The 20,109-nt window shown below is 66.0% G+C and carries 11 protein-coding genes; all 11 read right to left on the bottom strand.

The genetic code is table 11. The features are described from left to right. Nucleotides 1–98: 98 nt before the first annotated feature. Nucleotides 99–2,078, bottom strand: a complete 1,980-nt coding sequence (gene recD / locus VM94_RS18890; RefSeq protein WP_046684877.1) for an exodeoxyribonuclease V subunit alpha — start codon at nt 2,076–2,078, stop codon at nt 99–101. After that, complete coding sequence (recB, locus tag VM94_RS18885; RefSeq protein WP_046684876.1) at nt 2,068–5,739, bottom strand: exodeoxyribonuclease V subunit beta; 3,672 nt, start codon at nt 5,737–5,739, stop codon at nt 2,068–2,070. Before recB ends, recD begins: the two co-directional genes overlap by 11 nt. Next, nucleotides 5,736–9,155 carry an exodeoxyribonuclease V subunit gamma gene (gene recC, locus VM94_RS18880; RefSeq protein WP_046684875.1) on the bottom strand — a complete coding sequence of 1,140 codons (3,420 nt, stop codon included), beginning with the start codon at nt 9,153–9,155 and terminating at the stop codon, nt 5,736–5,738. Before recC ends, recB begins: the two co-directional genes overlap by 4 nt. A 75-nt stretch (nt 9,156–9,230) precedes the next feature. Then, entirely contained in the window at nt 9,231–12,275 is a 3,045-nt protein-coding gene (locus VM94_RS18875; protein ID WP_046684874.1) for a CHASE domain-containing protein, read from the bottom strand. A 143-nt stretch (nt 12,276–12,418) separates the two neighbouring features. Beyond that, the gene (gene cobA / locus VM94_RS18870) at nt 12,419–13,198 is read right to left on the bottom strand and encodes a uroporphyrinogen-III C-methyltransferase (RefSeq protein WP_046684873.1); all 780 of its coding nucleotides are present in this window, start codon (nt 13,196–13,198) and stop codon (nt 12,419–12,421) included. 14 nt (nt 13,199–13,212) lie between these two features. Then, entirely contained in the window at nt 13,213–14,403 is a 1,191-nt protein-coding gene (locus tag VM94_RS18865; RefSeq protein WP_046684872.1) for a CmpA/NrtA family ABC transporter substrate-binding protein, read from the bottom strand. A 100-nt stretch (nt 14,404–14,503) separates the two neighbouring features. Further along, complete coding sequence (locus tag VM94_RS18860) at nt 14,504–15,142, bottom strand: ANTAR domain-containing response regulator (RefSeq protein ID WP_046684871.1); 639 nt, start codon at nt 15,140–15,142, stop codon at nt 14,504–14,506. Between the two features lie 74 nt (nt 15,143–15,216). Next, a complete protein-coding gene (locus VM94_RS18855; protein WP_046684870.1) occupies nt 15,217–16,716 on the bottom strand; it encodes a CoA-acylating methylmalonate-semialdehyde dehydrogenase in 1,500 nt (499 codons plus the stop codon). A gap of 13 nt (nt 16,717–16,729) precedes the next feature. After that, entirely contained in the window at nt 16,730–17,524 is a 795-nt protein-coding gene (gene iolB, locus VM94_RS18850; protein WP_046684869.1) for a 5-deoxy-glucuronate isomerase, read from the bottom strand. Further along, entirely contained in the window at nt 17,521–18,441 is a 921-nt protein-coding gene (iolE, locus tag VM94_RS18845; protein ID WP_046684868.1) for a myo-inosose-2 dehydratase, read from the bottom strand. Before iolE ends, iolB begins: the two co-directional genes overlap by 4 nt. After that, nucleotides 18,438–20,109 (bottom strand): 3D-(3,5/4)-trihydroxycyclohexane-1,2-dione acylhydrolase (decyclizing) (gene iolD, locus VM94_RS18840; protein WP_082127863.1); only part of this gene is annotated, 1,672 nt, incomplete at its 5' end. The genes iolD and iolE, both read right to left, overlap by 4 nt.

Raw genomic sequence — 20,109 nt, 5'->3', positions numbered from 1 at the left:
GAAAGCATTTTCACACAAAAATCGGAACAAATTTCATCAATATTCGGAATACAACAGATATATTTCCATGTGGAAATCTATCGAGCCCCACCAACCCATCAGCCGATCAGCCCTCTCAAGCCGCTGGCCCGCTGCGTGCGGCGCAGAATCGCGTCGAACAGCACGGCCTGCGTGGGCGAGACGAGGGTAAAGAAGTCGCGCGCGCGCGTAATGCCCGTGTAGACCAGTTCGCGCGCCAGCATGGCGCCGCCTTCCTGCGGCAGCACCAGCACCGTGTGGCGAAATTCCGAGCCCTGCGATTTATGAACGGTCATGGCGAACGCCGTCTCCACGTGGCGCAGGCGCGTGGCCAGCACGCTGCGCACGTTCTCCCCTTCCAGGAAATACACGCGCAATGATCCCGGCCGCGCCGGATCGCGCAAGGTCAACCCGATGTCGCCATTGAACACGCCCGTGCCGTAATCGTTGCGCGTGACCATCACGGGACGGCCCACATACCATTCGCTGCGGCGTATCAAGCCTTCCTTTTCCAGGCGCAGCTCGATGGCCGTGTTCAGGCCGGCCACGCCCCACTCGCCCTCGCGCACGGCGCACAGGATGCGGAATGCTTCAAACGCATGCAGCACGGCGCGCACCCAGTCGTCATGCTGCGCGTACGCGGCCTCGCCGGCAGTCACCAGCGCCAGGTAGGGCTGGTAGCCGCCCGGTGCCTCCGCGCGCCCGCGCAAGGCCAGGCGCAGCACCTCGTCCGGCTGCGCGCTCACGCTCCACCCCAGCTGGCCGCCGCTGTCGCCTGCGAAGCAGGCTTTGGCCAGATCGGGCCTGCCGGCATTCACGGCCAAGGCCAGTTCGCCGATCGGGCCGCTGAAGCGGTGGCTGTGGCGCAGCATTACCGTCTGCTGCGCCAACGCGCCTGCCGCCCCCGCAAAGGCGGGCGGAATGGCCACGCCGCTGGCCGCCTGCGCATACGCGATGGTGGCGTCCGTGTAGCCGCCCGCCTGCGCGTCGTGGCACAAGTCGCCCAGCACGGCGCCCGCTTCCACGGACGCCAATTGATCCTTGTCGCCGAGCAGGATCAAGGTCGCCGTGGGCGGCAAGGCGTCGAGCACGGACGCCATCATTTCCAGGTGCACCATCGACGCTTCATCGACGATCAGCACGTCGACGTCGAGCGGATTGCCCGCGTGGTGGGCAAAGGCGCGCGTATCGGGTCGCGCGCCCAGCAAACTATGCAGGGTGCGCGCCGCGCCCATGCGCCGCGCCAGTTCCAGCAGGGGCAACGCATCGCCCGCCTTGGCCGCCAAACCTTCCAAAGCCTTGTCGATCGACTGCTTCAGCCGCGCGGCCGCCTTGCCGGTCGGCGCGGCCAGCGCGATGCGCAGCTGCTCCGGCTGCGGCGAGACGGCAAACAGCAAGGTCAGCAAACTGGCCACCGTGTAGGTCTTGCCCGTCCCCGGGCCGCCCGTGATGATGGCCACCTTGCCGCGCAGGGCGATGGCGCACGCCACTTTCTGCCAGTCCGGGCCACCGTCCTTGGACGGCTGGTCGAACAGGATATCGAGCCATAGCCGCACCTGCGGCAGCGGCGGATTCGTCAAATCCTGCGCGCGCGCGGCGATTTTTTCGCCCACCAGGGTCTCGTCGCGCCAGTAGCGGCGCAGGTACAGGCGGTCGCCATCGAGCACCAGCGGCTGTTTCACGTCGGGGGCACCAACCTGCCACACCTGCGGCGCGCCGGCCAGCAGCGCGCGCCAGCCAGCGACGCTGCCCGGCAGCGGACCGGAAACGGCCAGCACGCCATGCCACAGCTCTTCGCTCCAGCCCAGCAGCTGCGACGGTTCGCTGGCCAGCTCAAACAGCATCAGGCAGCTGTGCCCCCGCCCTTCCAGCTCGGACAGCACCACGCACGCCACGGCCACGGCCACGGCGGACGCATTCGGCGTCTGTTCGTCCAGGCTGGCGATAAAGCGTGCAAAGGCGGCGCTCAGGCGGCGCAGGTGCCCTGCCTCGGCGAGGCCGTCGACATGGCTGAACAAGGCATCCATCTGCAGGGTATCCAACTGCACGTTATGCTGCATGGTGTTCCGTTTCTTCTAACAGTTGATCGAGGCCGTCCAGCAGTTCCAGTTGCGGCGCCAGCCAGTAGCAGCCATGCGTGTCCGCATTCGCGATGCCGCGCAGGAACAGGAAGATGGCGCCGCCCAGGTGTTCGGCCGGGTCGTAGGCATCGCCAAGACGGCTTTTCAGCAGCCGGTGCAGGGCCAGCATGTAGATCGCGCCCTGGATATCGTAGCGATGCTGCGCCATGCCGGCCGCCAGCGCCTGCGTGTGGTAGGCCGCGTCGTTGGCGCCCAGCGCGTTCGACTTGTAGTCGAGCACCCAGTAGCGGCCATCCCGTTCGATGACCAGGTCGGCAAAGCCTTTCAGCATGCCGTGCAGCTGGCGCCGCGGCAGCACGGGACGCGATGCCCCATCGAGCAGCAAGCGCGTGCACAGCTGGTCGAGCGCCGCCGTGGACAAATGCTCGCTGGGGAACCAGAACTCCATCTCGGACAGTGTGCTGTCCAGCTGCGACAGCGAGGCATCGAGCAGCGGCAGCGGCGTGATGGCGATTTCCCTGAGCCAGGCGATGGCGTCGTCCTGGCGGTGGCCCCAGCCAGCCCGCTCGCAGCGCGCGGCCAGGCGCGTGTTGAAATTATCATCGCGGACGCTGTCAAAACCTTCGCCACCCATCCACTCGAGCTGCTCGTGCAGGAAATTGCCAGGCACGGAACCGCGCGGGAAGCGGTGCCACGGCGCGTCGCCCATGTGCGTCGGCGTGGCCACGGCCACCGCCGTGCCGTCTTCCAGCAAGGTTTCTTCCAGCGCCCGCTGCGGCACGTGCGCGGCCGCCACGGCGCCGATCTGGCGTGTCAGCGAAGTAAAGCTGCCCACCGACCAGTCGCGCTCGAATTCGCCCGCGAACACGGGCGCGGGACGCAACTCGGGCCGCCGCTCCACCCGGTCCAGCACCGTGCAGGCGTCGGGCTGCCCCAAGGTGCTGACGTAGATGGCGTCGCAGCTGCCCGCCACCTGCTGCCAGCGCAGCATCAGCTGGTCGAACGGCAGCTTGTCGCCGCCCGTCAACAGGTAGCCGAGCGCCGATTCGTGCAAGGTATTCTCGCCCGCCTTGCGCGCCGCCTGGGCGGCCACGCCCAGCCACAGAAAGTGGCGCGCCCGCGTCAGCGCCACGTACAGCAGGCGCAAGTCTTCCTCGATGCGCGCCTCTTCCACCGCCGCCATCGCCTCGTCGGACAAGGACAGGTCGAGACGGCGTTCGCCATCGTCGCCCGCATACTCGAAGAAGCTGCGGTTGCGTTTATCCACCTTGCGCGCCGTGACGGCGAACGGCAGATACACGAGCGGATATTCGAGTCCCTTGGACTTGTGCACGGTGATGACCTTCACCAGCTCCGCATCGCTTTCCAGGCGCAGCACGCGCTCGTCGCCGTTTTCGCCTTCGCCTGCGATCTGCTCGGCCAGCCAGCGTATCAGCGCCTGCTCGCCATCGAGCTGGCGGCTGGCCGATTGCAGCAGCTCGGCCAGGTGCAGCAGATTCGTCAAACGCCGCTCGCCTCCCGTCTGCTGCAGCAGCATGGCGGGCAATTGCAATTCGTGGATGAAACGGCGCAGCATGGCCAGCACGCCCTGGCGCTGCCAGATCAGGTGCAGGGCCTTCAGTTGCTCGACCCGGCGCTCCCATTCCAGTTCATCACTCGACAGGCGCGCCAGTTCGCCCAGCGACAGGCCGATGGTGCGCGTGGCAAAGGCGGCGCGCGCCAGCCCCCCGTCGAGGGGATTGGCCAGCGCAGCCAGCCAGCGCAGCACGTCTTGCGCTTCCTCGCTGTCGATGACGGAATCCTTGTCGGACAGGTAGACGCTGGCAACCCGGCGGCGCGCCAGCGCGCGGCGGATGGCCGCCGCCTCCTTGCGGTCGCGCACGAGGATGGCGATATCGGCCGGCTGCAAGCGCGCAAACCCGTCGGGGCCCGTAAAACCGGCCTGCGCATCGCCCAGCATGGCGACGATATGTTCGGCGCAATGCTGCGCGAAATACTCGCGGTAGCTGTCCCCGCGCAGCGCTTCATCACTGGCGCAGGCGGCCAGCAGGGCCGGCAACGGGCCGCCGGCGTTCACCAGGTGCTCGGCGCGGCCCTTGGCGTCGACGGCCTCGAACGGCAGCGGATTCTCGCCGTTTTGCCGGTAGCGGAAGGCCCCAAGCGGCACCTCGTCGCGCTCCGCGTGCAGGAACAGCTGGTTGACGGCCGCCACCAAGGGCGCCGTCGAGCGGTAGTTGGTGCCCAGCTGATAGTGGCGCCCGGTGGTGGCGCGCCGCGCCGCCAGGTAGCTCTGGATGTCGGCGCCGCGAAAGCCGTAGATCGACTGTTTCGGGTCGCCGATCAGGAACAGGCCCAGCGCCGGGTCGTTGTCGGCGATGCGGTACAGCAGGTTGAAAATCTGGTACTGGGCCGGCGCCGTATCCTGGAATTCATCGACCATGGCCAGCGGATACTGGTCGATGATGCGCTGGCGCAGGGCCACTCCATTTTCGCCGGCCAGCGCGTCGTGCAAGCGCTGCAGCATGTCGGCAAAGCCGAACTGGCGCGACTGGCGCTTCAACTGGTCCATGCGCCGCGCGATGGCCGCCGCCGCATGCAGATGCAGCTTGTGCGCCAGCGGCGTGATACCCGCCAGGGCGATCCCCAGCGCCTCCGTATGCTCGAAGCACTCGGGCACCTGGGCCGTGAAACTCTTGGCAAACCCATCCTCGATGCCGAACGGCGTCAGGCGCTCCCACGCCTTGGCCGTGATGGCCGGCAGCAGCAACAGGGGATCCTGCGCCCAGCGGCGCAAGCCATCGAACCACTTCGCCAGGTTTTCCGGCCTCATCTTGACGCCGTTAAAACACTTGGGATTGGCGGCGCGGTGGTCGTTGATCCACACGGCCATCTGGTCCACGCGCTCGACCCAGCCCGCCTTCAGGGTGGCCAGCTGCGCGGCCAGGGCCCGCTGTTCGCGCGCGATCAGTGCCGACAACGCTTCCTCGTCCGCCATGCGCATGATGTCGGCGCGGCGCGCCAGCTCGCGCGCGCCTTTCTTCAGCGCGCCGACGTCGGGCCAGCAGGCCAGCAGCACGTCAAGCGCCTGCGGCGGCAAGGGATAGACTTGCTGGCGCCAGTAATCGTGGGCCGCATCCTCGAACAGGGCTTGCTCGTCGCTGACCAGCTCCTCGTCGAACAGGCTGCCGCTGTCGAACGCGTGCTCGCGCAGCATGCGCTGGCACCAGGCGTCGATGGTGAAAATGGCCGCTTCATCCATCGTCTCGGCGGCCAGCATCAGCCGGTGCGCGGCCTTTTGCCGCTCGCTCTCGTCAGGATAGGATTCGAGCAAGGCGTCGAGAAACGGGTCGCTGCCGCCGGATTCAATGCCAAATTCGTGACGAAAATAAGCGGCCGCCTCGATCAGGCGCTCGCGCACGCGATTCGACAATTCGCGCGTGGCGGCGCGGGTAAATGTCATCACGAGGATGTCGGCCGGCAGCAGCGGACGCGTAAAGCGGCTGTCGTCGTCGCCATGCCCCAGCACGAGCCGCACGTACAGCGCGGCAATGGTCCAGGTTTTACCCGTACCGGCCGACGCTTCGATCAGGCGCGAGCCATGCAGCGGGAACGCCAGGGGGTTGAGCAAATGGCTCGTCATTGTTCTTCTCCCGCATCATCATCGGGCGCGCTGATCGGGTCGATCGTGATGTGCTGTTGCAGCCAGTCGGCCAGCGGACCATACAGCTCGCGCGTGCAGTCTTCCCACGCTTCCTCCGCAGCCAAAGCAGAAAACTCGGGCCACAGGCGGGCCAAACACAGTTCCGCGCGCTCGCCAGTCATGTCGAAGCCACCGTCATACACGGTGCGCGGGTCGCCCTGCTGCACCAGCGCCAGGCCCGTCTTGCAGGCCGTGGGCAGCGGATGGTTCATGCCTTCGCGCCACAGCACCAGCAAGGTGGCCAGCGCGTCGCGCGACGTGACCGGATCGAGCGGTGCCATGCTGACGATGGCGTCGCGCGCCACCAGGTAGCCGGTGACGGGGAAACCGAGGGCGGCGGCGGCCAGCTGGCGCAACCACATCAGCATCAGCTTGTCGCCGCGCGCCAGGCCGCCCTTGTCCGTCACCTTCGAGGATATCTGCATCAGCCAGGCCGTGTCCTGCCCGTTGCTGCACAATCTGTCGAGCCAATCGTCGATCTGCACCTCGCCAAACGGCAAGTTGATGGCGCGCTTGTCGGCCGCGTACGGGAACGAGGCGCGCAGCGACAACCACGCGCTGCGCACGGGCACGAGCGCCTCGACCAGCTGCGCCTGCACTTGCCGGCCGATCAGGCCGATGGGCAGCACGCCTTCGCGCGCCAGCTTTTCCGCGCGTGCTTCCAGGCTGGCGCGCACGTCGTCCAAGGCTTCCACCGCGCCGCCATCGTCCAGCATGGTGTCTTCCAGCAGATAGCGCTCGAGCGCATTCAGGCCGAACGGCTCTTCATCCTCGCCCAGCATGGCCGCGTCGGCGAAATGCACGCTCAAGCGGCGGCGGAAAAAGTACTTGACGGGCTGGCGCAAGAAGCTGGCCAGTTCGCCCAGTTTCAAGCGCGTACCGGGATCGAGTTCGTAGGGCCCCAGCGCCAGTTCCTCGGCCTGTGCATCCGCATCGGCATGCGCGATGCGCCATTCGCGCGCATAGGTCAGCAAGCCATCGGCCTCGAAATAGCGGCGGCTGAACGGCTGCAGCGCGTGCTCGGTCGTCAGGGAGACCAGGTGGCGGTCCAGCGACCAGCCGGCCGCCAGGTAGTCGCGCAGCTGCGACACGAGCACGGACGGCGGCTGCTCGGAATTGTCGCGCACATTGCGCCCCACCCAGCTCACATACAATTTGTCGCGCGCGGCCAGCAAGGCTTCGAGCATCAGGTAGCGGTCATCGTCGCGGCGCGAGCGGTCGCCCGGGCGCGCCATGCCGGGCAGCGCCAGCAAGTCGAAATCGGCCTTCTGCGCGCGGCGCGGGAAATCGCCATCGTTCATGCCCAGCAGGCATACGACGCGGAACGGCACGGCGCGCATCGGCATCAGGGTGCAGAACGTGACGCCGCCGGAGACGAATTGATGGTTCAGGGTCGGTTCGTCCAGCGCGCCCAGCCACGCCACGCGCAGCACGGACAACGGCACCGACTCGACAAAGCCAGCATGCTCGCAGGTTTCCAGCCAGCCCTGCAAGGCGCCTTCCAGCTGCGCCAGGGTCAGGCGGTCGCCCTCGTCGTCGGCGTCAAAGAAGGCGGCCAGCAGCGCGCGCGCCTGCACGCCCCACTCGGCCGGCGTGCGCGCGCCGGCCAGCACGGTACGCCAGTGCAGCAGCGCCTCGACCAGCTGCGCCAGCGAGCCCGCCAGCGCCGCATCGAGGCCGCCCACTTCCGCATATGGCTCGATGCCGCCAAAGCTGGCGCCACTGCCGCTGGCATAGCCGAGCAGCATGCGCCGCACGCCAAAGATCCACGCATTCTGTTCGCCGGCCGCGCCCAGCCCCAGGCCGCTGCGGTGATGCTGGTCCAGGCCCCAGCGCACGCCCGCCCCTTCGATCCAGGCGCCCAGGGTGGCCAGGTCGTCCGGCTGCAAGCCGAAGCGGGTGGCCAGCGCCGGCACGTCGAGCAGGTCGCGCACTTCGCTCTGGCGGCAGCGCTGCTGCGGCAGTTGCAGCAGCCACTCGAGCGCGACGAGCAGCGGGTTCACGCTGCGGTCCTTCACGTCGCCGATCTCGAACGGGATGAAACGCTCGTCGTTGCGCCGGTACTGGCCGAAGACGGCGTGGATGGCGGCCGTGAAGGTATCGATATCAGGCACCATCACCACCACGTCGCGCGGACGCAAGAGCGTCTCGGCGCTGTGCGCGAACATGGCCAGCAGCTGGTCGTGCAGCACTTCCACTTCGCGCTGCACGCTGTGCGCCACGTGAAATTCGATCGAGCGGTCGGCCGCGTCGGGCGGCACCTGTTCATGCTCGGCCAGCGGACGCAGTTCGCGGATGGCCACCTGCACCTGCTGCAGCAGGGTCTCGCCCACCTCCTCGCCAAACAGGTCGATGCGCAGGCTGTCGTCGCGCCCTTCCGCTTGCGCGTGTTCGTCGAATTCGTCGAGCATGCGGATGAAGTCGCGCCCTTGCCTGCCCCAGCTGGCCAGCAGCGGGTGGCTGTGCGCATGCAGTTCTTCCAGCGGAATTTGCGCCAGGTCGGTGCCGTTGCGCTGGCGCTGGCGCTTGTTTTCCGCGCGCAGCAAGTCGCGCCCGTCGATAATGTCGCCCCAGTAGAACTGGCACGGATTGGGAACGGCCAGCACCACCTGCGTGTGGCGCGCCAGCGCGGCCAGCGCCTGCAAGGTCTGGTACGGCAAGGCCGACACGCCAAACAGCACCACCCTACGCGGCAGCTTGCCAGCCGGCGCATCGCCGGCGGCAATCGCCGCCAGGAAGGCATCGTGGATGTCGGCGCGGCCCGTGTCGCGCTCGACATCCTCGACGTCGGCCGCCACGGCGCGCCACAACTGCGCCTGCCAGCGCTGGTCTTCCTTCAAAACGATGGATTCACCACGCGCCGTGCGCAACTGGTCGCGCCCCGCCGCCCAGTCGGCCAGCCAGTCGGCGCGGTAGACCTGGTACTGGTCGAACAGGTCGGCCAGGCGCTCGGCCAGCTGCAGCCGACGTTCGCAATCGCCATCGGCCAGGAAGTAGCGCAGCGGCGCGAACACGGGGTCGGCCAGCAGCGACGGTAACAGACGCATCAGACGCCACGTCAGCGGGGACTTGTCGAACGGCGACACGCGCGGGACTCTGTCGCGCCCCAGCATGCCCCGGTAGCTTTCCCACAGCAGGCGCGCCGGCAGCGCGATGCGCGTGGCGGCGCATACGCCCATCTCCTCGGCCAGGGCAATCTTCAGCCATTCGGCCACGCCGTTCGACTGCACCAGGAAGATATCCGTTTCCAGCGGCGCCAGCGGATGCTGGCGCAGCCACTGGAAGACGGCGGCGCGCAGCTGTTCCAGCTGGTTGCCGTGCAGGATAAGGAGGCCGGGCGTGACGGGTGTATGCATGCTGATCCGATGGGTTGCCGCGTCTCCGGCCGGGTGGCCAGAGACGTCAAACGCCTATTATCGCCGCTGCGTGCGTCAGGGGGCGTCGCTGGCGGCAAATTCCATGGAAATTTGTTCCGCCACCTGCGCCAGCGCCGGCCTCAGGGCCGCCAGCAAGGCGCGCGCCTGCTGCAGATCGCCGCCCAGGCGCAAGCCTTCGATCGACGTGCACAGACCCGCAAAGGCATGGGCGCCCACGGCCAGCGCCGACGATTTGCTGCGGTGCCCCAGGTCGGCCAGGCGCCCCAGGTCTTCCAGCGCCATGGCTTGCTCCATTTCGGCGATGCCGTCGCGCGCCGTGTCGAGGAACAACTGGGTGTATTTGCGCATCTTCACGGCGTCATTGCTGAACGTGAGGGCCAGGGTGGCCAGGTCGAGGATGGCCGTATCGCGCAACTCCGGCGCGGCGCCCGGTGGCGTCGCTTTCGGCGCCGCCAGCCTGTCGCTTGCGCGCGCTTGGCCCATGCTGCCGACGCCGCCAATACCCCCACGTAAGCGGAACCATTTCGCCAGCAGGTGAAACAGCAGATTCGGGGCGATCGGCTTGGTCACGAATTCATCCATGCCAGCCTCCAGGCAACGCGCGCGGTCTTCGCTGCCCGCATTGGCCGTCATGGCGATCACCAGCAAGCCAGTGAGTTTCGGGTCGGCGCGGATGCGGCGCGTCGTCTCGAAGCCGTCCATCTCCGGCATCTGCACGTCCATCAGCACGCAGTCGTAGCGCTGGCGGGCCAGCAATTCCAGCGCCTCGCGGCCATTGCCGGCGACGCAGACGGTGGCGCCGGCGTCTTCCAGCAATTCGCAGCCCACCTGCTGGCTGAAGACGTTATCTTCCACCAGCAGGATGGACGCGCCGCGTATCACGCCCAATACTTCCGGCTCGACTTCGGCGATGCGCTCGTCGGCCGCCTGCGCGCTTTTCTCCAGGCGCGCCGTAAACCAGAAGGTGCTGCCCAGGCCCGGCTGGCTGTACACGCCCACCTTGCCGCCCATGAGCTCCACCAGTTGCTTGCTGATCACCAGTCCCAGGCCGCTGCCGCCATACTTGCGCGTGGTCGACGGGTCGGCCTGGTGGAAGGAGCGGAACAGCTGCGCCACCTCTTCCTGATTCATGCCGATGCCCCGGTCCTGCACCTCGAAGCGCAGCATGGCGTAGCTGCCGCGTTCCTCGGACTGGCGCACGCGCACGAAGATGCTGCCATTGTCGGAAAACTTGATGGCGTTGCTGGTCAGGTTCAGCAAGACCTGCTCCAGGCGCAGCGGGTCGCCGCGCCAGCGCTGCGGCAGCTCCGGCGCGATATCGAACTGCAGCGCCAGGCCCTTGACGGCGGCCGCGTCGCCCAGCTGGCTGGCAACGTTCGCCAGCAGGGTGTCGAGGCGGAAGTCCAGCACTTCCAGTTCCAGCTTGCCCGCCTCGATCTTGGAAAAATCGAGGATATCGTTGATCAGGCCCAGCAAGTGCTGGCCCGAATGGTAGATTTTTTGCAGGTAGTCGCGCTGGCGCGCGTCGGCCACGGATTTGAGCGCCAGGTGCGCCATGCCGATGATGCTGTTCATCGGCGTGCGGATTTCATGGCTCATGTTCGACAGGAAGTCGCTCTTGGCCTGGCTGGCCGCGTCGGCCTGCTCTTTCAGGCGGTGCAATTCCGTCACGTCGGTGGACAGGCCGATCAGGCCCGTGACGGGACCGGGCAAGCCCAGCGGCACCTTCACGCTCCACAGGTGATGCACCTGGCCCTGCGCATCGACGAAGCGCTCCTCGCCGACGAACTTGGCGCCGCTGTCGAAGACCTGGCGCTCCGTCAGCTGCGCGGCGGCGGCCGCATCGCCCAGCATCAACTCGCCATCCTGGCGGCCGATCAGCTGCTCCGCCGGACGGCCCAGGATGGTGGCCGTGCGCGCATTCACGTAGCGGTAGCGCAAGTCGGCATCCTTCATGTAGACGTAGGCGTCGACGCTGTCGAGCACCGTATCGAGCAGGGTGCGCTGCGCCACCGCGTTGCGGCGCGAACGGTACAAGGTAAAGATGTAGCCATAAATGAGCAGGGTGCCGGCCACGCCGACGGCCAGCGCCAGCCATGGGAAATAGCGGTCGAAGGGGCTGTACAGCTCCGCCTTGCGCACACGGAAATGGGCCTTCCACAGGCCGCCCTGGTACGCGACGGGCAGCACCTGGTCGAAATAGTCGGCATCGCTGCCCGGTTGCGGCGGCGCCGCCGCCAGGTCGCCGTCATCATTGAACAGCAGCCGGTCCTGCGGCGTGATGGACAGGGTCCCGCTGGCCGTCAACGGGTCGGCCGCGCTGTACAGGGTCAGGTGCAGCGGCTCCAGGGCGCTGCGTTCGAGCGCGCTGTGCACCAGCTGCGCCACGCCAAAGCCGATGCCGACGGAACCCTGGTAGGCGGCGCGGCGCTCGGCCACGCTGCCTTGCGGCATGCCATTGCGGTACACGGGCAGGCGCATGCCCAGGCCCACGTGCGCGGGCGGCCCCTTGATCATGATCACCTGCCCCGACGCGCTGACCTGGCCGCTGTCGCGCGCCTGCGCCAGCGATTGCGCCACCAGCGGGTTGGCGCCGATATCGACACCCATGCGTTCGGCCAGCAGGGAATCGGGTTCCAGGTAAGTGAGCACCGTGTATTCAGGCCGCTCCCCCGCGGGCCGGATGGTGAAAGCGGGATAGCCGCGCGGCGCCAGGCTGGTATCACGGCGCACGGCCTCGATGAAAGCGGCCCGCTGCGTGGACGGCACGGCCGCCGCGTAGTTGACCGATTCGATGGCCGGGAACTGTCGCACGATATCGAGGCCGGTCACGTAATCGTGGAACTGGCGCCGCGTCAGGTGCTCGCTGGTGCGAAACAGGGCTTCGAGTCCCCGCAGCAGGTCGGAATAGCTTTTTACGCGCGTGATCAGGCTGTGCTGGGCGCTATGCGTGAGATTGTCGAAACGCTGTTCGGCGTCGTCATTGACCGTGCGCGCCGCGCCCGCATACAAGGCGCCGCCCACCGCCAGGGCCAGCAGCAGGCCGCCCGCCCATATCCTGATACCTGATCCCGCCCCGCCCTTGCTCAAAGTGTGCATTGTCGATCGCTTATTCCGGTTTCCTCGAATGGGCGGCGCCGCGGCCGCCCAGCAAGTACGAGGATACTATCAAAGCTCATGCCCGACGCGCTTGTGCAAGAAAAAAAGCGCGCAGGGTGGTTGCTGTGGAAAACACCTGGCGCTCAAGCTTCCCGCAACGCTCCAGCCTGCAATGTGCTTGCGCCATGGTCATCCCAGGCGTCGGCGCAGCGCACCACGTCGCCCACGACGATGATGCTGGGACTGCCGAGGCCGCTGGTCTGCAGATCGTCCGGCAAGCGCTGCAAGGTGCTCAGCAACTGGCGCTGGGTGGCCAGACTGGCCGATTGCACCACGGCCACAGGCGTGCCGGGTGCCATGCCGCCGGCCAGCAAGCCGGCCTGGATCGTCGCCACCCTGGCCACGCCCATGTAGATGACGAGCGTCAAGCCGCTTTGCGCCAGGGCCGACCAGTTCGGCTCGGACGCGGCATCCTTGCCGTGGCCCGTGACGAAGATGGCGCCCTGGCTCCAGCCGCGGTGCGTGAGCGGCACGCCAATGGACGATGGCGCGGCCAGGCCGCTGCTGATGCCCGGGATCACTTCGACGGCCACGCCATGGCTGCGCAGGTAGGCGCGCTCTTCGCCGCCCCGTCCGAACAGATACGGGTCGCCCCCCTTCAGGCGCACCACGTGCAGGCCCGCGCGCGCCTCGGCCAGCATCAGGCGCTCGATGAACGCTTGCGGCGTGGAAGCGCAACCGCCCCGCTTGCCCACCTCGACCACGCGCACGCCTGGTGCCGCATGGGCGAGGATGGCCGGGTTGACGAGGTCGTCGATCAGCACCACGTCGGCCCGCGCGATGGCCTTCACGGCCTTGAGGGTCAGCAGGTCCGGGTCGCCGGGACCGGCGCCGACCAGGGTCACGCTACCACATTGCGTCATGATGCACTCTCCAATCAGAAAAAATGGCCGATGGCAAACGATGCCGCGTACGCTTCCGGCGCGCTGCCGTCCCACACGACGCCGTCGCACAGGGTCGAGCTGCGCATGGGTGCTTTTGGTACGGGCGTGGCAGTCATCTCCGCCGCCTGGCGGTACAGGTCGATGCGGTTGACTTGCCTTGCTACCGCCAGGTAATCGGGTTCGTCGCGCAGCAAGCCCCAGCGCCGGTGCTGGGTCATGAACCACATGCCGTCGGACAAATACGGGAAATTGACGGCGCCATCGCCGTAAAATTTCAAGCCGTGCGCCTCGTCCCAGGTCTTGCCCAGGCCATCCTGGTAATGGCCGAGGATGCGGGGCGCCAGGGTTTCCTGCGGCGTATGCAGGTAAGCGGGCTCGGCCAATGTGGCCGCCATGGCCAGCCGGTTGCTGTCGCTGGCGTCGATCCAGCGTCCCGCCTCGAGCACGGCGGCGATCAGGGCGCGGCAGCTGTTCGGATGCTGCTGCGCAAATACGGCGCTGGTGCCCAGCACCTTGCCCGGATGGTCGGGCCAGATGGCGCCGCTGGTGGTGGCCGTCACGCCCACGCCATCGACGATGGCCTTGTAGCCCCACGGTTCGCCGGCGCAAAAGCCATCCATCTGGCCCGCGCGCAAGGCGGCCACCATCTGCGACGGCGGCACCGTCATCACGCGCGCGTCGCGCAGCGGATCGATGCCATGCGCAGCCAGCCAGTATTGCAGCAGCATCGCGTGGTTGCCGGTAGGGAAAGTATGCGCAAACGCAAATGGCCGCGCCGCGCCGCGCATGTGCCGTGCCAAGGTGGGGCCATCGTGGGCGCCCTCGCGCGCCAGCGCCGCCGACAAGGTCACGGCCTGGCCGCTGTGATTGAGGTTCATCAGCACGGCCATGTCGTGCTGTTGCCCGCCGATGCCCATCTGCACGCCATACACGAGACCGTACAACACGTGGGCAGCGTCGAGTTCGCCGCTATTCAATTTGTCGCGCACGCCTGCCCACGACATCTCCCGGCTCAGTTCGATCTTGATGCCGTATTTTTCATCGAGACCCAGTTTCGAGGCCATCACCAGCGAGGCGCAATCGGTCAGCGGCAGATAGCCGATGCGTATCGTCTGTTTTTCCGGATGCAGGGACCGCATCGCGTGGGCGCTGCTTGCCGCCGGGCTACCCGTTTGCTCTGTCATACTTGATTCCTTTGCCTGACCTTGCTGGCAACATTGCACCAATACAGTGCACTGCACCACAATATGTCATAAAAACACGTCATAAAATTGGCATACCGGCTCATCCCAGCAAATCTTCCACGTCGAGGATGCGCTGGGCGATGTCCGCCAGTTTGAGTTTCTTGTTCATGGCCATGCTGCGCAAGCGCTGGTAAGCCTGCTCTTCCGTCAAGCCGTGATGCGTCATCAACAGGCCCTTGGCCCGCTCGATCACCTTGCGTTCCTGCAGCTTGTGCCGCGTGTCGAGCAATTCGGCGCGCAACTTTTCTTCCTGGCGAAAGCGCGCGAGGGCCACGTTCAGCACGGGCTGGATGCGCTCGGCATGCAGGCCGGCCACGATATAGGCGGAGACGCCGGCCGCCATGGCCGCGTCGATGCTGGCCGTGGCGCCGTCTTCGGTAAACAATACGATGGGGCGGCGCTCGTCGCGCGTGGCGATGACGATGTGCTCGAGCACGTCGCGCGCGTCCGATTCGGCATCGATGATGATGAGGTCAGGCTGCAGTTGCGCGATGCGCTCGGGAAGGTAGAGGTCGGCTGGCAGCGAGGCGACGATGTCGAAGCCCGATTCCAGCAAGCCGATGCGCAAGGCATTGCCGCGCTGCACCTGGGCAGCCAAGGCCGCATTCTCGTGCACGCCGTGCTCGACAATGGTGTTGACGACAACGATGCGCAAAGGCTGGGTACGGCTGGACGTCATGGGAGCGATCTGCAATGGCTAAACACAACAATTGCAGTAAGCAAGAAGCGAACCAGCCGGGTTTACACGGTACTTTACTTCAGAGTCGGCATGGCAAACTCGGCGCCTGCCGCCGTCGATGCCGGCCAGCGCTGCGTGACGGCCTTCTGTTTCGTGTAGAAACGCACGGATTCCGGACCGTGCGCATGGTGGTCGCCAAACAGGCTGCGCTTCCAGCCGCCGAAGCTGTGGAAGGCCATCGGCACGGGGATTGGCACGTTCACGCCCACCATCCCCACCTGCACCCGGTGCGTATATTCGCGCGCCGTGTTGCCGTCGCGCGTGTAGATCGCCGTGCCGTTGCCATATTCATGCGCATTGACGAGGTCCAGCGCCGTCGTGAAGTCCGGCACGCGCACGATACAGAGGACGGGCCCGAAGATTTCCTCCTTGTAGATCGTCATTTCCGGCGTCACATTGTCGAACAGGCTGCCGCCAAGGAAAAAGCCGTTTTCGTGGCCGGGCAAGACGAAACCGCGCCCGTCGGCCACCAGCTTGGCGCCCTCGTCCACACCCTTGGCGATATAGCCGGCAATTTTGTCCTTGTGCACTTGCGTGACCACCGGACCCATTTCCGCTTGTAAATCCATGCCCTGCGTGATTTTCAGGGCGGCAATGCGCGGCACCAAGGCTTCCACCAGCTGGTCCGCCACATTGCCCACCGCCACGACGACAGAAATAGCCATGCAGCGCTCGCCGGCCGAGCCAAACGCCGCGCCCATCAGGGCATCCACGGTTTGCGGGATATCCGCGTCCGGCATGACGACCATGTGGTTTTTGGCGCCTCCGAGCGCCTGCACGCGCTTGCCTTGCGCGCAGCCGGTGGCATAGATGTATTCGGCAATCGGCGTGGAACCGACGAAACTGACGGCGCGCACGTCCGGGTGGTGCAGCAAGCCATCCACGGCTTCCTTGTCACCCTGCAGCACATTGAAGACGCCGTCCGGCAAGCCCGCCTCCGTCAGCAATTGCGCCAGCAGCAGGCTGGCCGACGGATCGCGCTCGGACGGTTTCAGCACGAACGTATTGCCGCAGGCAATGGCCATCGGGAACATCCACATCGGCACCATGACGGGGAAGTTGAATGGCGTGATGCCGACGCACACGCCGAGCGCCTGGCGAATCGACCAGGCATCGATGCCGCCGGCTACCTGTTCGCTATACTCTCCCTTCATCATTTGCGGGATGCCGCAGGCGAACTCCACCACTTCGATGCCGCGCGTGACTTCCCCTTTGGCATCCGTAAAGACTTTGCCGTGTTCATGCGTGATCAGCTCGGCCAGTTTGTCGGCGTTTTGCTCGAGTAACTCCTTGAACTTGAACATGACCCGGGCGCGGCGCAGCGGCGAGGTTTGCGACCAGGCGGGAAAGGCAGCATGGGCTGCCGCCACGGCCGCATTCAGCTCGGACGGCGTCGCCAACGACACCTTGGCCGTGACGGCGCCCGTGGCGGGATTGAAGACGTCGCTCGTGCGCTCGGCGCGCGAAGCCATGGGGTTGCCACCAATAAAGTGGCCGATCTGTTGCGTTGTCATTGCTTGTCCTTGGTTATTTCGTCATCAGCCAGTCATGGGCTGGATCATTTTTAAAATGCCAGACCCGCTTGGGGCCGGCCATCACGTTCAGGTAATAGCCATCGTAGCCATACGGCACGGTCACGGGATGGTAGCCGCGCGGCACCATCACCACGTCGTGGTTTTCCACGGCCATGGCTTCATCGATACTGCGGTCGTCCGTATAGACTCGTTGGTAGGCAAAGCCCTGTTCGGGGTTGAGGCGGTGGTAATAGGTTTCCTCGAGCGAACTTTCGGTCGGAATATTGTCGTCATCGTGCTTGTGCGGCGGATAGCTCGAGGAATGGCCCGATGGCGTGACCACCTCGACCACCAGCAAGCCATCGGCTTCTTCCGTCTGCGGCAGGATGTCGCACACATAGCGCGTGTTGGCGCCCTTGCCGCGCACGGAACGCGTCATAGTGGCGGGATCGATCAGGCGCGCCGGACGGTGGGTCGTGGCCGGCGCGCTGCACAGGGCGACCTCGGCATTGCTCACGGCCGTGATGCCGACCGTGGTTGCTATTGGGGCATACACGGCGTACGGCGAACAGTCCTCGAAGACGCTTTGGCGGTTACCAATCTCGCGCCAAGCCTGTTCGCCGGCCTGCACAGTGACTGTGCCCGTCAGCACGACGATGCACAGCTCGCGCTTGCCCGTGTCCAGTTGCAAGGACTCGCCCGCTGGAAGACGGTGCGCGGCGAAACCGACATGCGTCCAGCCGGCCGATTCCGGTGTCACCTCGACGATAGTGGAACCCGGCCGGGCCTTGACGAGCAGCGGGCTCATGCCGCCTCCCGTTTCATGCGCGGGATGGCCTCGACGAGCTTGGCCAGGTAATCGTGGCCCATCTTCGCGTATGCGTAGCTGGGGGCCACGGCCGGGTCCTGCTCCGCTTCCACCACCAGCCAGCCCTCATAGCCGTGCAGGTACAGTCGCGTGAGGATGGCAGGAAAATCGATGCTGCCGTCGCCAGGCACGCTGAAGGCGCCATTGATGACGGCCTGCAGGAAACTCCAGTGGCCGTTGCGGGCCAGTTTCACGACGTTGGGGCGCACGTCCTTGCAATGCACGTGGCAAATCCTGTCGATATGCTTGTTGAGCACCGCCAGCGCGTCGCCGCCGGCAAACGTGATGTGGCCCGTGTCGAACAGCAAGCCCACTTCGGATCCCGTCAAGGCCATCAACTGGTCCACGTCGGCCGGCGTTTCCACATAGGCGCCCATGTGATGGTGATACGCGAGGCGCACGCCGTGCGCCAGCAGATGGGCGGCAAAGGCCGTCAATTTGTTGGCGTATTCCTGCCATTGCTGCTGCGACTGGAAACGCGGGCGTTTATACAGCGGGCGCGCTTCCCCCTGGATGGCGTCGGCCACTTCGCCGTAGACCATGACGGTGGCGCCGCTGTCGGCCAGCAAGCGCAAGTGCGATGCCACGGCAGCGATTTCCTCTTCCACGGAGCGCTGCGCCAGCCGTCCCGAATACCATCCGGAAACACAGGCAAGTTGGTATTTCCCCAGCACGGCGTTCAGGGCCGGGGCATTTTTCGGAAACTTGTTGCCCAGCTCAAAACCCACGTAGCCGATCTCGGCGCCTTCCTTGAGGGCCGTTTCCAAAGGCGTTTCGCCGCCCAGGCTGGGTAAATCGTCGTTCATCCACGAGATCGGGTTGATGCCGATCTTCACATTCCATGTCGGTGCGTTCATTGTTGTTGTCCTTGGCGGTCAAGTTCATAACGGGCGCGCGCAGCTTGCACGGCTGGCTGGGTGGAAACCTCTGGCACGGCCACCTCCCACCAGCAACCGCCCTCTTCGGTCGTGCGCGTGTCGTCTGTATCGATGCAGATCAAGTACGTGCGGGAAGCGGCGCGGGCGCGCAGCATCGCCTGTTCCAGCTCGGCAATCGAGGCCACGTGCTCGGACAGCGCGCCCAAGGATTGCGCATGCAGGGCAAAGTCGATGTGCGGGGCGCTATCGGGCAACATATTGTTGAACGAAGGATTGCCGCACGCCTGCTGCAGGCGGTTGATGCAACCGTAACCGCGGTTGTCGAGCACGACGATGATGAGTTTTTTATCGAGCATGACGGAGGTGGCGATTTCCGAATTCATCATCAGATAGCTGCCGTCACCCACCATGACGATCACTTCCGATTTCGGCTTGGCCATCTTGACGCCAAGGCCGCCGGCGATCTCGTAACCCATGCACGAGTAGCCGTATTCCATGTGATAGCCGCCCGGCGTCGACGTGCGCCAAAGTTTATGCAGCTCGGCCGGCAGAGTCCCCGCCGCGCAGACGACGATGTCGTTGCCGGTCGAGTCCGGTGACGAGCGCTGCACGGCGCCGATGACTTCGCCGTCGTACGGCAAGCCGGCCACGTCGCGCCGGCCCGTGATGCTTTTGACCGTCTCGCGCCACGCGTTCCCTGCCTGCTGCGCCCGGTCCATCCACTGGCCCGCGCTATTCCAGCTGCCCAGCAGCCGCGACAGGCCTTGCAAGCCCAAGGTCGCGTCCGCCTGCACACCGAGGCCACGGCGTTTCAGCGCGTCAAAGCTGTTGACGTTCAGGCTGACCAATTGCGCCTGCGCAAACAGGGAGTTCGACCCGGTGGTGAAATCCTGCAGGCGCGTGCCGATGGCCAGCACCACGTCCGCGTCCGCCGCCAGGGCATTCGCCGCAGGCGAGCCCGTCACGCCGATGGCGCCCAGCTGCAAAGGGTGGTCCCATGGCAAGGCACTTTTTCCGGCCTGGGTTTCCGCCACGGGAATGCCATGGCGCTCGGCAAACGCCTGCAGGGCGGCGCTGGCCTTGCCATACAGCACGCCGCCACCGGCGACGATCAGCGGCTGCTTCGCGTTTTTCAACAGCAGCGCCGCCTCTTCCAGTTCCTGCTCGACAGGCGGCAAGGCGCGGAAACGCACAATGCGCGGTTCAAAAAAATCGACCGGATAGTCATACGCCATCGTCTGCACGTCTTGCGGCAGGGACAAGGTGACGGGACCGCAAGCAGCCGGGTCCGTCAAGGCGGCAATGGCGCGCGGCAAGGCCGTCAGCAATTGCTCCGGATACACGATGCGGTCGAAATAGCGCGACAGCGGCTTGAACGCATCGTTGACGGAAACGCTGCCATCCGTGGCATCTTCCAGCTGCTGCAGCACCGGGTCCGGCGCGCGCGAGACGAACACGTCGCCGGGCAACAGCAATACGGGCAAGCGGTTGACGTGGGCCAGGGCGGCGGCCGTCAGCAAGTTGGTGGCGCCCGGGCCGATGGAGCTGGTGACGGCCATCATGCGCCGGCGCATGTGGGCTTTGGCATAGGCAATCGCCGAATGCGCCATCGCCTGTTCATTGTGGGCGCGGTAGGTGGGGAACACA

Origin of the sequence: Janthinobacterium sp. KBS0711 (assembly GCF_000988085.1) — a bacterium.
Classification (GTDB): domain Bacteria; phylum Pseudomonadota; class Gammaproteobacteria; order Burkholderiales; family Burkholderiaceae_D; genus Janthinobacterium; species Janthinobacterium lividum_E.
The sequence above is the reverse complement of the archived record's forward strand: the minus strand, read 5'-3'. Positions and strand labels throughout refer to the sequence as shown.

Bases quoted from the DNA above. Each gene is read 5' to 3' on its own strand.
- VM94_RS18875 (WP_046684874.1), bottom strand. From the start codon at position 12,275: ATGCACACTTTGAGCAAGGGCGGGGCGGGATCAGGTATCAGGATATGG.
- VM94_RS18865 (WP_046684872.1), bottom strand. From the start codon at position 14,403: ATGACAGAGCAAACGGGTAGCCCGGCGGCAAGCAGCGCCCACGCGATG.
- VM94_RS18855 (WP_046684870.1), bottom strand. From the start codon at position 16,716: ATGACAACGCAACAGATCGGCCACTTTATTGGTGGCAACCCCATGGCT.
- recB (WP_046684876.1), bottom strand. From the start codon at position 5,739: ATGACGAGCCATTTGCTCAACCCCCTGGCGTTCCCGCTGCATGGCTCG.
- recC (WP_046684875.1), bottom strand. From the start codon at position 9,155: ATGCATACACCCGTCACGCCCGGCCTCCTTATCCTGCACGGCAACCAG.
- iolB (WP_046684869.1), bottom strand. From the start codon at position 17,524: ATGAGCCCGCTGCTCGTCAAGGCCCGGCCGGGTTCCACTATCGTCGAG.
- VM94_RS18860 (WP_046684871.1), bottom strand. From the start codon at position 15,142: ATGACGTCCAGCCGTACCCAGCCTTTGCGCATCGTTGTCGTCAACACC.
- iolE (WP_046684868.1), bottom strand. From the start codon at position 18,441: ATGAACGCACCGACATGGAATGTGAAGATCGGCATCAACCCGATCTCG.
- recD (WP_046684877.1), bottom strand. From the start codon at position 2,078: ATGCAGCATAACGTGCAGTTGGATACCCTGCAGATGGATGCCTTGTTC.
- cobA (WP_046684873.1), bottom strand. From the start codon at position 13,198: ATGACGCAATGTGGTAGCGTGACCCTGGTCGGCGCCGGTCCCGGCGAC.